This is a genomic window from Acidaminobacter sp. JC074, assembly GCF_022496765.1.
Classification (GTDB): Bacteria; Bacillota; Clostridia; order Peptostreptococcales; family Acidaminobacteraceae; genus JABXKX01.
In genome coordinates, this window is record NZ_VANV01000006.1 from 213806 (window position 1) to 228758 (window position 14953).

Sequence of the window (14953 nt, forward strand, 5' to 3'; positions counted from 1 at the left end):
GTTGGTGAAAACTTATGGAATAAACATTTGGAAGGACGTCTTGGAGGTGTTTGTGTGAATGTCTATTAGCACAAGCCGGATTCCCACGTTATAGGGACATAAGAGGATCTTTGATCAACTAGGATGGTACCGTGGATATTGCATTCATTCCTAACAGGAATGGATGTTTTTAGTTTTTTGAAGATTAAAAGAAAGGTGGCACCGCGAGCAATCGCCCTTTCGTAACTTATGGAGGTGTAAAATGAAAAGAACAATGATTGAAAGTATCAAACCAGGAAAAGTTAAGGTATGTGGTTGGATCCACAGAGTCAAGAAGTTAAAGGCTGTTGTCTTTTTAATCTTAAGAGACAAAACAGGTTTTATCCAAGTTGTCATGCGACCAGAAGACTATGAGGGACTTAAACTAGAAAGTGTGGTTTCTATTATAGGACAAGCTCTAGAAAGTCCTAATAAGTATGGTCTTTATGAAATTAGACTAGATAAGCTTCAAGTCTTATCAGAAAGTCAGGACCTTCCGATTGCAGTGAATCAAAGTGAGTTAAATGTTAACCTTGACACTATTTTAAATCACCGCGTGTTAGCTTTAAGGCATGAAAAAGACCAGGCGATTTTTAAGATCCAGGCTCAGATAGCTCATGGATTCAGAAGCTTTTTAGAAAGCCATTTATTTACTGAAATCCATACACCCAAACTTGTTAAAGAAGGGGCTGAAGGTGGTGCTAATGTGTTTGAATTAGACTATTTCGGTCAGAAGGCCTATCTTGCACAAAGTCCCCAGTTTTACAAGCAGATGATGGTGATTGCAGGTCTTGAAAGAGTATATGAGATAGGTCCAGTCTTTAGAGCAGAATCTCATTCAACTATCAGACACTTAAACGAGTACACAAGCATGGATTTTGAGATGGGCTTTGTTGAGGACATTTCAGAACTTATGGCACTTGAAACGGAGCTTTTAAAATTTATTATCCATCAGGTAAATGTTACTTGTAAAAGAGAACTTGAAGTCTTGAATACAAAACTGCCTAAAATTGAAAGTATTCCTTGCATGACTTTACAGGAGGCCATAGAAATACTGAATAAAGAGTACGGCAAACACCTTGAAGGTGACCTAGACCCTGAAGGAGAACTTCTGATTTATGAATACATTAAAGAAAAGACCGGTTCAGACTTTGTATTTCTAACCAATTATCCAAAGTACAAAAGACCTATGTACACCATGCCAAACGGCCAGTATACAAAGAGCTTTGACCTTTTGTTCAGAGGCTTAGAAATAACAACAGGTGGTTTAAGGATACACAATTTAAATATGCTAAAAGAATCTATGCTTGAAAAAGGACTTGAGCCTAAAGACTATGAATCTTATTTGGAAGCCTTTAAATATGGTGTACCACCCCATGGTGGATTGGCCATTGGTTTAGAAAGGTTAACAGCCAAGCTATTAAACATAGAAAATATAAGAAGAACAACCTTGTTCCCAAGAGACAAACAAAGATTAACACCATAAGAGAGATGCTCATGCATCTCTCTAATTAATTTCGCTTAAGTAGTCATTCAGTTCATGACCATCAATAATGATATCAGGAGTGATACCTATTTCAGATATATTTTGTTCTCTAACATTCCAGTAATGGCTGACGATGTAGTAGATGCGTTTGTTGATTCTATCTTCAAAAACATCTTGGCCAACCCCTTTGCCATAGGTGGTTTGTCCTATAATGGTTACGTCCTCTAAAAAAGTCCTTAAACCAAGTGCTAAAAGTTCAGAAGCAGAAACCGTATCTTCATTGACTAAGACATATATATGATTAAATGAAACCATAGACTTGTCTGAGTAATAAGGATAGGAATAACCATCTTTATATATCATTTGACTGATCAAGAGATCAGGTAAAAGTACATTTAAAATGTTGTTGGCACTTTCAGTCGAACCACCAGTGTTGTCCCTTAAATCGAGTATGAGGTCTTTTGACTCTGGTGATTCAACTTGGTCAATTGCTTCTATGACATGGTGGTCAATATTATAATCAAACCTGTTAAACTTCATATAGATTTGATTGTCCTTGAGGTGAATGACTTCTAGTGGATTGTTAGAAGCATCCATCATATAATCGTAATCAATGTCTGTAAGAACAAAAGTATATGGATCATCTTCTGATTTAACAGATCTTATAAGCTCATGGATATCTTTATCTGTTACGGGATCCCTGTAGCTGTTAAAGGCTTCTTTGTTAAAGCTATATAGATAATTTCCGTCGAAATAGTCTTTAACTGTATCTAGCTTTGAACCTGTAAGTGATTCCAGTGATGATTTCATAGACAAGGATGATTCATCATAAGGATAGATCTTTAAATAATCATTTAAAGACTCAAGAGCCAGGTCGTACTCTCCATTGTAGTAATGGCAAAGTGCTATTATATAGATGGCTTCATAATCTTCAATAAGTCTAAAATATTTTTCAGCCGTTTCAATTGTTTCTTTGTAGTCATTTCTATAAAACTGTGACAACATAATTTCATACAAAAGATCTGAGCTTTCAGGATAGGATGCTACTTGCTTCAAGCCGATGTCAATGGCTTTTTTATAACGCTGGGCATTTTTTAGACTGGCCACAAGGTTGACAACAGGCGTGTCATCTTCTGCTTTTAAAAGTGCCTTTTGAAAATATCTAGAGGCTGCCATATAGTCTGTTTCAGATGCTAAAATATTGCCCATCAGATTATAACCTTCAAAGTCTTCTGGATAGTTATCAATGACTTTTTTAGCCACTTTCTTGCCTTGATCATAATCTTCTAAGTACTGATAACAGTAGCCTTTCCAGACCAGGTTATCAAAGTTTTCATCATGACTTTTAAAGGCATCTAATGCCTTTTGATATTCACCAAGTTTGAAGTAATAAACACCAAGATTGAGTGAGATATTGTATTCATCGGGAAAATCTTCAGCCAATTTTTCATAGTAGGCAACAACATTTTCTTCTTTATCAATTTGTTCTAATACCATGCCCTTTAACTCATGTAGCTCGTAGTTGTTAGGAAAAGCCTTTATGGCTACTTCTGAAAAAGAAAGACCATCGATGTATTCACCGTAGGTTATCATACAGTCGAGTTTTGAAATATAGTAGTCAATGTCTCTTTGATACTTGATGGCTAAATCGTAGTTTTCTATGGCTAAGTCATATTGGTTGTTGTCTCTATATATAAGGGCTAAGCCATAATAAGCGTATGAGTTGCTTTTATCGGATAAGATGGCCTTATTATAGGCATGCTTTGCCTTGTCGTCATTAAATAATCCTAGATGTGCATTGCCTAGATTAGAATAAGCAATGGAATAGTCCGGATTGATCTCAACAGCCATGTTAAGCACATCAATGGCCTCTGAATACTTTTCTAGTTCAATGTAAGTAAAGCCCAAGGTATTGTAAGCAATACTTGACTTAGGTGATTCCTTGATGGCTTCTTCAAGTATTAAAGTAGCATCGAAGTAATTGCCTTCGTTGATCAAACCTGTTGCTTCTTGAATCATCTTATTGTACTCATTACTGTATATTTCAATGTTTGAAGTTGAGCATGAAACTAAAAGCAGTGTTATTAATAATATAAATATTTTCTTCATCATATTCTCCCATATGACACATTTTACCACAGAATGGCTTAGACTTTGTCCTTTTCTGTTATTTTTATATACCCTTTAATATGAAGAAATATGCTATAATAATGACATGAAAATCTTAGAATGAAATGTATGGAGAAAATATGAAAATTCGAGTAAGTAAGAGTGAATTAATAAGAGCCATTGGTATAGTACAAAAGGCTGTCTCATCTAGACCAAGCATACCGATTTTAAAGGGAATACTACTTGTAGCTAAAGACCAGACTTTGATTTTGACTGCCAATGATTTAAAGATAGGCATAGAGACAAGCATTGATTGTGACATTCAGTCGCCAGGTTCTGTTGTCGTTGATTCAAAGTTATTTGGAGATGTCATCCGTCATATAAGAGACGAGTATGTTTCTATAGAAGTTAAAGACTTGTCAGTCAGCATTCAAAACAGAGACCTAGATATCTCTTTAAAAGGTTACAGCGATCAAGAGTTTCCTGATCTGCCTATGCTTGCTTCAAATGATAGTATTGGCATTAAAGAAGATGTTTTTTTAGATATGCTTAATCAGACCTTGTTTGCAGTTGCTGATACAGAATACAACCAAATCATCAATGGTGTATTGTTTCAACTAGACTCAGAAATCCTTACTCTGGCTGCATCAGACGGCTACCGTTTTGCCTTAAGAAAGCAGGCGGTTGAAAACATGGCTTCTATAAGTAAAAGGTATGTCGTACCGGGTTCTACCCTAAAAGAGATCAAGAAGCTTCTTGGACATGATGCCGAACGCTTTATCAGGATATCTGTAGATGAACATCATATCGTCTTTAAAATGGATAACACAAGGATTATCTCTAGACTCTTAGAGGGGGAATATATTAAGTATGAAGCCATTATGCCAAGTACCTTCTTTACAAAGGTGTCCGTAGATACCGAGGGTCTTTTGGATGCACTGGGTATCAACTCGGTTCTGGCTGAGAAAGTCAACTCATCTGTTATTTTAAGTGTTCATAAAGACCATATTGAAATAAGGTCTCGATCAGAAGTAGGTAAGATATCAAAACGAGTGCCTGCCAGAGTAGAAGGTGATCCATTGACAATTGGTTTTAACATCAGATATTTAACAGAGGGCATCAAGGCCAATAATGAAGCGACAACAAGAATATCATTTGTTAAAGGCAGCAAATCACCTGGTGTTATCACATCAAGAAACCAGTATCAATATCTTCTTTCTCCAGTACTTGTCAGTGAAATAGAATCATAAGAATTTCCAATAATAAACATGACCTCTTTGTCGGGTCATGTTATTTTTTTTAGGCCATGTATTTGCAAGGCTTATTAGATGAAGTCAAGAAAGTTAATCATGATTTGTTGAGAAAAATATTGCTCATTTCGTGAATATACTTTAACATTAAACTGTTTAGGGGAGGAGAGGTTATGAAAAATTTGTCTATGAGAATGAAAATGATTTTTTTCTCAGTTATGATCGGTATCATACCGTATGTCATTGTATCAACCATGTCATACACAGCATCTAAGAGTGAGTTGGAAACTGCTATTGGTAACTCTGCGGGGATATATTCAGAATTGACATCTAGCAAGTTAAACGATTATTATGCTGAAAGAGAAGCCGATGGGGATGTACTGTCTAAGTCTGATAGTGTTGTTGAAAATCTAAGAATATTAAGTAGTAAATCATTAACAAGTTCAGATGAAATAAAAGCATTTCAAATGCTTAAAAAGTTTCTAATGCCTGCACACGAGGAGTATGGCTACACTGCTATTTATGTAACTGATAATACTGGTAAAGTACTTTTTTCTACAGGATTGAAGGATACTTTAGAGGGGGCAAATCTTTCTGATAGAGCTTATATCGGATCGACACTGCTAGGTTATCAGACATGGTCAGATATGTTTTATTCTGATGTGGTGGATATGAATGTGATGGTTATTTCTACACCGGTTACTGATAATGGCCGTATTCTAGGAACCTTCAACATTCTTTTCAGCCAAGAAGAAATGAACTCTATTGTGCATGAAGGTGTTGAAAGACTAGGTGAGAGTGCCAACGCTTATATAGTCGATGAAGAAGGTCTACTCTTAACAGATATGCGCTTAGGTGAGTATGCAGATAATGCTGCTCTTAATCATTATATTGATACTGAGGCAACTGCCCTTATCAATCAGGCCATATTGGATGAGGATTTGTCATTTTCAAAACGTTTCACATATGAAGACCACCGTGGTGAAAAAGTATACGGAACTCTAGGGATTGTTAGAGTTGGTAACCAGTTATCCGGATTGGTAATAGAAGTCGATTACGATGAAGCCTTTTATGGTGTAAAAAGCTTGCTATATAAAGTTGGTATTGCAGCTGTGATTATTATTTCCATATCATTTGTCATTGCAACTATTCTAATCAGAAGTATCACAAGACCACTTCATGCAGTTTCTGAAAGTGCCAAACTTCTGGGGGATTATGATCTGTCTCAAGACTTGGACTTAAAGTTTGTAGATAGAAAAGATGAGTTTGGTAAAATTGCTGTTTCAATGCAAAATGTAATTGGTAACTTGAGAACGCTTATAGGCCAAGTGGCAGTAACTTCAGAAAGCGTTGCGGCGTCATCAGAAGAACTGACAGCCATTGCTGAGGCGTCATCTAGATCTGCAGAGGAAGTAGGCTATACCATCAGTGAAATCTCTTCTGGTGCAACAGAACAGGCTGAAAATACAACTGAAGGTGTTGCACAGACTAACGAACTCGGTGACATCATTGATGAAGATAAGGTAAATATAGAAAAGATGTTAGGGGCCACACAAATGGTTGGGCATCTCGTAGATGAAGGTTTGGTATTGGTTGAGGACTTAACTGATAAAACATCTCAAACGTCTTTAGTTACCAAAGAAGTTGAAATGCGTATCAACAAGACCAATGAAGGTACAGAAAAAATTGGTCAAGCGAGTGCTTTGATTGCTTCTATTGCAGAGCAAACCAATCTACTTGCCTTGAATGCTGCCATTGAAGCAGCTAGGGCTGGAGAACACGGAAGAGGTTTCTCAGTGGTTGCAGAAGAAATTAGGAAATTAGCTGAGCAGTCGACTGCTTCAACTAAGTCGATTGATGCTATCATTCAGAGTCTAAAGGTAGATGCAAATTTAGCCGTTGAAAAGATGAATGAGGCCAATGAAATTTCTGTTTTACAAGGCAAAAGTGTTGCAGATACTGAAGCCAAGTTTAGAGAAATTGCTGAGGCAATGGTTATAGCAGATCAAGCTGTTGATATTCTTCTAAAGGCCAGCGATATTATGGATGAAAAGAAAGTCAATGTACAAGCGGTTATCCAAAACTTATCAGCCGTTGCCCAAGAAAATGCAGCTTCTACAGAAGAGGCATCTGCTTCGATGGAAGAACAACTTGCAGCTATGAATGAGATTTCTGATTCAAGTGAAAGTTTGTCAAAGTTAGCTGAAGAACTCAATGGTCTCATTTCAAAATTCAAGTTGTAGTTGTTTATTAATCGTTTATTGTGTTGTGATATGATACACAAAAGGAGACAATATATGATTGATACCAAGATGCATGTTCAGGCTCACACAAGCTTTTTAAAGAACTATACAGAGATTGAAGATAAGGTCAATGAGTATGTAGATTTGATGAATCAGATTTGCAATTTAAAGCTGATAAGTCATCATGAAATGACTTTATTAGCTGAAGCTTCTATTATATATAATCGGTATCAACCTTATTTTCCAAGAGCTTGCTCAAAAATAAAGAAAATGCAAAAGTACATTATCGAAAAATTTCTTGTGATTCAAGGTTAAAAGATGGCTATGCCATCTTTTTTTGGTATAATAAGTTAAGCATAATTGATAGAAAATGGATGGAGGCCTTATGTTTAGTAGAGGACAAAAAGTATCTAGAATATTAGCAAAACATGATGGAAAAGAAGCCGTAACTCAGATTGATGATTTATTACAAGCTGTATATGAAAAGAAACCTAAAAAGATTAAGAAGGCTGAAAAGCATTTTATCTTAATTAAAAGAATGGAAAATCAGGTCCAGACAGGTGGCTTTGAGAGCTTCTATTTTAATGCTTCAGGCGACCATGCATCTGATACTTATGATGCCTTAGACTTGATTGGATCAAAGATTGTAAAGAACTTGTTCTTTGAATCTATGCAAGCTTTCAGAGGTATGGTGGCTAAAGATATGGCGACACGTCAGAAATACATGGAAGACTATAAAGAAGAATGCACACCCATTTGGCAACCTTTAAATGAAGTTTTTAAGAAACACGAAGAAGATCTTGATAAGCTTTTAATCGATTATGTAAGGGCACATATATTAGAATTTAGATAGGAAGAAATATGAGATTTGCAGTAATAAGTGATATACACAGTAATTTGTATGCTTTAAAAAAGGTGTATGAAGATATTGAAAGAAGAGGCATAGAGAGAGTCTATTGTACAGGAGACCTTGTGGGTTATCTGACAGACCCAAATGGTGTTATTGATTTCTTAAGAGAAAAGAAATGCAGACTAATAAAAGGCAACCATGATGAAAAATATATTGGTGGCACAAAACTTTCTGAGGAAGAAATTACGGAAGAACTGAGAAATAAGGGCGGCTCCTTTTTATATACAAATCAAAAGCTATCAGACGAAAATAGGTATTTTCTAGAAAAACTACCGAGTGAAATAATATTGGATGATATGCATTTTGTGCATGGTTCACCGGATAACTCTTCTGAGTATATGTATGCAGGTGATGACGTCATAAAGAGAGTTGCTAATAAAACGTCTTTTAAGTATATTTTTTATGGACATACTCATCTACCTAATTATGAAATAGTAGGTAGAGTACATTTTATTAATCCAGGTTCTGTTGGAAAACCTAAGCACGGTAATCCAAATGCCAGCTATGTAGAAGTTATAAAAGAAGAGGCATTTGAGTTATATTTTCACCAGGTAGCCTATGATTTAGATGGCATAATCTTGGATATAAAAAGTGAACCCTTGATAAATGATAAGCTAGTCAATGACTTAAAACAAGAAGCTGAATGATTGGAATCTGTTTACATAGATTCTTTTATTATGGCTTACAAGTTCGTTTTTAAGTTTTTTTGAGAAAAAGGTTGTTCGCTAACCGAAACAAGTGGTATCCTATTTGTGGAGGATATTATAATGATTAATAAAGATAGATTGGTTAGACATTTCCTTGAGTATGTTCAAATAGACAGTGAATCAAGAAATGAACTTGAAATGGCGAAACATTTAGAAAAGGAATTGCTAGAATTAGGTTTTGAAGTAAGCTTTGATGATGTGGGGGACAAAATAGGTGGTAACATAGGTAACCTGATTGCAAAGAAAAAAGGTGATTTAGAAGGTTCTGTATTTTTAAGTGCACATATGGATACCGTAACACCAGGGAATGGTGTTAAGCCAGTCTTTGAAGGTGATGTTATAAAATCTGATGGCACAACAATTCTTGGTGGTGATGACAAGGGTGGTATCGTATCAATTATGGAAGCTGTTAGAACTATTATTGATAATAAGTCATCTCATCCAGATATAGAAATCATGTTTGCAGTTGCAGAAGAAGTTGGTTTATTAGGATCAAGATATGTAGATGCAGGCATTTTTAAGTCAAAAGTTGGTTATGTGATGGACTCTGGTAAACCAGTTGGTACAATTATTAATTCAGCACCTTCAGAGACAACAATGGAGGTTACTCTTAAAGGACGTCCTGCTCATGCGGGTACTGAACCGGAAAATGGTATATCAGCTATTATGATTGCTGCTAGAGCCATAGATAGAATGAATCTGCTTAGATTAGATGAAGAAACAACTGCCAATGTTGGCATTATAAATGGTGGTGTTGCTACCAATATTGTTACACCAGAGGTATACTTAAAGGCCGAAGCCAGGTCTTTAAATGATGAAAAGTTAGATAAGCAAGTTGCTCATATGCGTGCATGCTTTGAAGAAGCTGCTGATTTTTATGGTGGCCAAGTAGACTTTAAAACAACTAAGAATTACAAAACTTACAAAGTAGATGAGTCTTTTGAATCTGTGAATCGAGCTTTAAAAGCTTTTGAGTCTGTTGGTATAGAAGCAGCATTGATTCCTACTGGTGGTGGTTCTGATGTGAATAACCTACGTGAAAAAGGCATAGATTGTGTGAACTTAGCCATTGCTATGTCAGCGTGTCATACCTTAGATGAATATATCAAAGTGTCTGATATGGTTAATGTCAGCCATGTATTATATGAAATATTAACCAAATGGTAAAATGAAAACTCTCGCTTTTGCGAGAGTTATTTTATTTCCCATTTAGCCATTTCTGGTAAATTAAGATTGATATTAATTTGATCGGTTTCTATGATTACAAAAGCAGGAACCTTTGACTTGTTATAATCAAGTGATTTGGTTAAGTACTTTGTTGTACCTGGGCTGTAATATTTAGAAAAGCCTTTTATAAGCTCTGAAGAACCATCCTTAAAGAAGACTCTTAAACTTGATTCTGGCAAGTCTTTGCTAGAAACATTCTTTTGAGAGTAAGTAAATGTTAAGGTGTTTATAGAAGGTTTTTGAGAGATGACAATCTTCTCCATGACAACTTCTACTTGACCATCTATATTTACAGTCGTATTTAAGTCTTCTTTGTGCATTGTATTAATAAAGGTATTATCTATCTTATGGATATTTTTTCTGATAAGTTTTGTCACAACAACAATGGCAGCTTCGGTTGTTGTATTGCCTGAAGCATTGAACTTATCATTACCAACACCATCCATAATACCATTGGCTTTAACTGTGTAGATAGCACTTGAAGCCCACGAACTGAACTGGTTGTCGTCTACAAAAGCATAGCCTGAGTTTGGCGCGATTTTCATATCAAGAGCATCTAGTGTGTTAACTAAAAGTGTGGCCATTTGCTCTCTTGTTAATAGCATATCTGGGCCGAACTTGCCTCCGCCTATACCAGAAGTAATACCAGCAGAAGCACCCTTTAAAGCGTAGATATCGTTGGTATCAGAAAAACTGATGTTTGAGTCTACTTTTATGGCTTTACCTTGTACAATCTCAATCATTTTTACTGTAAGATAGATAAACTCACCACGGGTAATATTATCTTGATAATCCGTAAAAGCTGATGATCGAATTTCTTGATAAGCCTTTAATTCCTCAACAAAATCTTTGGCCCATATACTTGGTTCATCTACTGCCGCAAAAGACATGGATGAAACCAACAGGCACCCAATAAGCAATAAAACAATTTTCCTCATGATTCCTCCATTTCAACCGTATACCAATGATTCTCAAAAGTAATAAAGGGGTATACTCATAATAATAGTATCATATATAACAAAATTGTTTAAGATGAATCGGAAATTTTAGGAGCCATTATGACATATACCAGTAAATACAAAAAACTCATTATTTATAGACGTATACTTGTTGTTATACTCATTGCCTTTATGGTAATCGTTTCTTTTTTTAACAGCATGTTAAGAAAAAACAGTCTAGAGATGATGCACCATCAATTAAAAACAGAAACCCAAGTTTTATCAGGCATTATTAATGAACACTTGGTCAAAAATGAAGAGATTGTCAAACAACTAAGTGAGAACACGCATCTTGTAGATCAAATTAGAAACTTAGAAATGCAGCCTGATGAAATTGAATTTATCATGACGAGTTTAAGTGATGCAAATAGTTCAAACTCTGCAGATGGTTTTGCATGGATAGGTGTGAACGTACTAAATAAAATTATCTATCCAGATGGTTATGCTGATTTGGCTTCAGATTATGTTTATTCTCAAAGACCATGGTATAAGATCATGATGGAAAATCCAGATAGGGTATCCATCACAGAGCCCTATATAGAAGTTGCTGATTATACGGAAGTTGTGACAATGGTTAAACCTATCTACGATGGTGATGAGATAATAGGTAATGTTGGGCTTGACTTGAACTTAGATGAGTTAAAAAGCTATGTCGCGACTTTTAAGATTGGATCAAATGGTCAAGTAGCTTTGGTAACTGAAGACAGACATGTCATCAGCCATTCTTTGGATCTAGTGATTACTGAAAACCACCCTTTTAAATCCATGAACTATCAAATGGAAAAGGTACAGGAAGTGATCATTGATGGCAAACAGGCCTTCTTATACTATTCACCCACTTCTGTAGAGGGTTGGTATATCTGCGCTTATCTGCCGATTAGTGAATTAAATACTCAAATCACCTATATAAGTATCATGTCTGGTGTTTTGCTGATGATTGCTATGGTTCTTCTGATGCTTTATAGCACTGTGATGAAACTTCAAAATGATAATAAAACACTGATTGAAATGAATGAAAAACTTGAAAAACAAGATGAATCCTTAAAGGAAAAACATGCTGAGATAGAAGAAACCAATACCCAGCTCTACAATAAAAACTTGGAGTTAGAGGCTGCATATCAACAGTTGACTGCCTTTGATGAGGAAATCCAGGCGCAATTAGCTGATAAAGAAGCCTATGCAGCTGAATTAGAAGATATTAAGTATAAGTTTGAAATGGCTGTTCAGTTTACAGAATCCTCTGTTTGGGAATTTGATATCGAAAAGCAAAGTCTTTCTATTACCCTTGGATTTAGAGACAATGTGTCCAATGATTTAAAAGAAGATGACAATGACCTTGTTACCATTGATGAGATGATTTATCCAGAAGATAGAATGAAGTTTTGGCAGGCACTTCAAAAGCACAGCAAGGGGGAGACTGACACCCTGCATGAAGAAGTAAGGCTTTATGATGAAGAAGGACTCCTGTCATGGTGGCTTGTTCATGGGAAAAAACATGAGGACAAACCAATTATCATTGGTACAATTGTCAACATAACAAAACTTAAGAATCAGGAGGAAGTGGTCCAAAAGATGACCACTATTGATCCTTTAACCAGACTACCTAATCGAAGTCAGTTTGAATCGGTATTAGAAGAAGCCATTCGTAATAATGAAAAGGGCTTGATTGCGCTAATTGATTTAGATAATTTTAAAGAAATCAATGATACCTTAGGTCATATATATGGTGACCATATTTTAAGGATTATCTCGAATCGCTTGTATGGATTAGCAAATGATCATTTGTTTGTTTCTAGATTTGGAGGAGACGAGTTTTTGATTCTTATAAATGATCAAAACCAGGTAGATGATATTCTTAAGAATATCAAGCAGATTATTGGTGAAAAGATTTTGGTTGATAACCATGAACATTTTATTTCAACCAGTATCGGTTTGACTAAGTACCCGGATGATGGCAAGACTTCTGAACAATTATTTATGAATGCAGATGTTGCCATGTATCATGTGAAGAAGTCGGGTAAGAATAACTATGCTTATTTCGACGAAACCATGAGAGCGGAGGTATACGAAAAGACCAACATTGAAAAAGTCATAGACAAGGCATTAGAAAATGATGGTTTTAGATTGGTTTTACAACCTATTATCAATCCTTCTACAGGTTATGTCACCGCATCTGAAGCACTGATCAGACTCAAGCATTCTGAGCTGGGACCAAGCCGATTTATTCCAGTAGCGGAAACCTCTCATAGAATCATCGATATTGGTAGGTGGGTCTTACAGGAAGCTGTTAAAATGATTTATACTTGGCAAAAAGAAGGAAGGCATGTCATGCCTATCAGTATCAATTTTTCACCAAAACAGTTACTGGACAGACACTTTATTTCTTACTATCAATCGCTTTTAGATAAATATCATGTTTCTGCTGAAATGATACGATTTGAGATTACAGAGTCTATTCTTCTAGGACAGGAAGCTGTATCAGTAGAATTTATTGAAGCTTTAAGGAATCTAGGCAGTCCAATTTTACTAGATGATTTTGGTACGGGTTATTCATCATTGAGCTATTTAACCTACCTGCCGGTAGATTATATCAAACTGGATAAATCATTATGTGATAAGTTTTTAAATATGAAGGACCGAAATGTCATCAAGAGCGTTGTCACCTTGGCTCATGGCCTTAACTTAAAGGTGGTAGCCGAGGGCATTGAATCATTTATGCAAGTGGAGCTTTTACTTCGTATGGACTGTGATTATATTCAAGGTTATTATTACAGCAAACCGCTTAGTATAGAAGAGTTTAATAAAATTTCTGGTCAGAAATTTGACTAATAAAAATCGCAGTTTTCTGCGGTTTTTATTAAATTGCATTTGATGAATTTACATGTTATCATTGTTAGGCAAAAGAAAGGGAAGATGAATGTTTAACGATTATATATCTGCAGTCATATTGATACTCTTTGCAGAGATGGGAGATAAAACTCAGTTTTTAGCCATGGCATTTGCAACTAAGTATCCAGTTAGAAAAATCATATTAGGTGTCGCAATAGGTGCCTTTTTTAATCACGGTTTGGCAATCTTATTAGGACGAGCTATCCTTGAGTTGATACCAACTAATGTGGTTGGTCTTATTGCCGGTCTGATGTTTCTGTTTTTTGCTATGAACTCTCTTAAGATAGAAGATGAGGAAGTAGAAGAAGGCAAAGAAAAATATGGGCCAGTTTTAACCGTGTCTTTGGCATTTTTTTTAGGAGAGCTTGGAGATAAGACGCAATTGTCTGCACTTGGTCTTTCAGTAGATTCTACTTACTTGTGGATGGTTCTTATGGGCACCGTTACAGGCATGATCTTGACCTCTCTTTTAGGAATTTTTATAGGTATAAAACTGGGTAAAAATATACCGGAAGAAAAGTTGAAAATAGCAGCTTATATTATGTTTGTTTTATTTGGCTTCCAAAAGATTTATCAGTCATTGGCATTAAATATGGTTTATACACTCATATTTGCCTTAGCACTTATACTTGTTTCAGGAGTTATGTTAAGAAGATTCCACAAGGAATCAATCCTTCATGGTGAAAGTGCTTTTGCTAGACAAGCTGAGGTTTTAAAGCAGGTAAAGACTCGAATCGAGTTAAAAGTTGAAAATATGTGTAAGGGTCCCGATCAATGTGGTACCTGTGATGGAAAAGAATGCCTTGTAGGCTATATGAAATATTTACTGAAAAACAGCGATAAGCCTATTTCAGAAGAAGAATCTAAATCCATAGCACGTTTAAAAAATAAGGTCTTTGATAAGGCTGAAGCAAGGATGATTTTAGACTTTTTAATGGAATACTTTGAAATGTATCCAAAAGAGTTTGAAGAAAATTATGTCTTGGTCCAGTTAAGACAGACTGTAGAGTTTATCCTTTATGACCATGTTATTGAGGAAAAAACCTTAGATGCTTATAAAAAGTATCTAAGTCAAAGATGATTTTTTATCAAGAAATGAAGACATTGAATAAACTA

The 14953-nt window shown here is 35.6% G+C and carries 11 protein-coding genes and 1 other annotated feature (1 of these 12 only partly in view); of the genes, 9 read left to right on the forward strand and 2 right to left on the reverse strand.

Going from position 1 to position 14953, the window contains the following annotated elements:
- Positions 1–222, forward strand: a binding site (T-box leader) (it extends 53 nt beyond the left edge of the window).
- 19 nt (positions 223–241) lie between these two features.
- Positions 242–1504: an aspartate--tRNA(Asn) ligase gene (aspS, locus tag EZV73_RS08310; protein ID WP_240839797.1), complete on the forward strand. Its 1263-nt coding sequence runs from the start codon at positions 242–244 to the stop codon at positions 1502–1504.
- 21 nt (positions 1505–1525) lie between these two features.
- Here aspS and EZV73_RS08315 read toward each other — a convergent pair whose 3' ends face one another.
- Entirely contained in the window at positions 1526–3613 is a 2088-nt protein-coding gene (locus EZV73_RS08315) for a S41 family peptidase (protein WP_240839798.1), read from the reverse strand.
- Positions 3614–3753: 140 nt separating this feature from the next.
- Between EZV73_RS08315 and dnaN the strand changes: the two genes are divergently transcribed.
- The 6 genes from dnaN to EZV73_RS08345 all read left to right on the forward strand — a co-directional run bounded on the left by dnaN (position 3754) and on the right by EZV73_RS08345 (position 9890).
- Positions 3754–4863 (forward strand): DNA polymerase III subunit beta, encoded by a 1110-nt coding sequence (gene dnaN, locus EZV73_RS08320; RefSeq protein ID WP_240839799.1) that lies wholly within the window; start codon positions 3754–3756, stop codon positions 4861–4863.
- Between the two features lie 173 nt (positions 4864–5036).
- The gene (locus tag EZV73_RS08325; RefSeq protein ID WP_240839800.1) at positions 5037–7106 is read left to right on the forward strand and encodes a methyl-accepting chemotaxis protein; all 2070 of its coding nucleotides are present in this window, start codon (positions 5037–5039) and stop codon (positions 7104–7106) included.
- A gap of 54 nt (positions 7107–7160) precedes the next feature.
- Positions 7161–7421: a hypothetical protein gene (locus tag EZV73_RS08330; protein WP_240839801.1), complete on the forward strand. Its 261-nt coding sequence runs from the start codon at positions 7161–7163 to the stop codon at positions 7419–7421.
- 70 nt (positions 7422–7491) lie between these two features.
- Positions 7492–7959, forward strand: coding sequence for a DUF4375 domain-containing protein (locus EZV73_RS08335; RefSeq protein ID WP_240839802.1), 468 nt, complete (start codon positions 7492–7494; stop codon positions 7957–7959).
- A gap of 8 nt (positions 7960–7967) precedes the next feature.
- Entirely contained in the window at positions 7968–8663 is a 696-nt protein-coding gene (locus EZV73_RS08340; protein WP_240839803.1) for a metallophosphoesterase, read from the forward strand.
- Positions 8664–8783: 120 nt separating this feature from the next.
- A complete protein-coding gene (locus EZV73_RS08345; RefSeq protein WP_240839804.1) occupies positions 8784–9890 on the forward strand; it encodes a M20/M25/M40 family metallo-hydrolase in 1107 nt (368 codons plus the stop codon).
- A gap of 26 nt (positions 9891–9916) precedes the next feature.
- On the opposite strand, the gene EZV73_RS08350 is transcribed toward EZV73_RS08345, so the two are convergent.
- On the reverse strand, positions 9917–10888 hold the full coding sequence (locus tag EZV73_RS08350) for an S-layer homology domain-containing protein (RefSeq protein WP_240839805.1): 972 nt from the start codon (positions 10886–10888) through the stop codon (positions 9917–9919).
- Positions 10889–11008: 120 nt separating this feature from the next.
- Here EZV73_RS08350 and EZV73_RS08355 point away from each other — a divergent pair, with 120 nt between their 5' ends.
- Positions 11009–13777: an EAL domain-containing protein gene (locus EZV73_RS08355; RefSeq protein ID WP_240839806.1), complete on the forward strand. Its 2769-nt coding sequence runs from the start codon at positions 11009–11011 to the stop codon at positions 13775–13777.
- A gap of 88 nt (positions 13778–13865) precedes the next feature.
- Positions 13866–14918, forward strand: a complete 1053-nt coding sequence (locus tag EZV73_RS08360; protein ID WP_240839807.1) for a TMEM165/GDT1 family protein — start codon at positions 13866–13868, stop codon at positions 14916–14918.
- Positions 14919–14953: the final 35 nt, after the last annotated feature.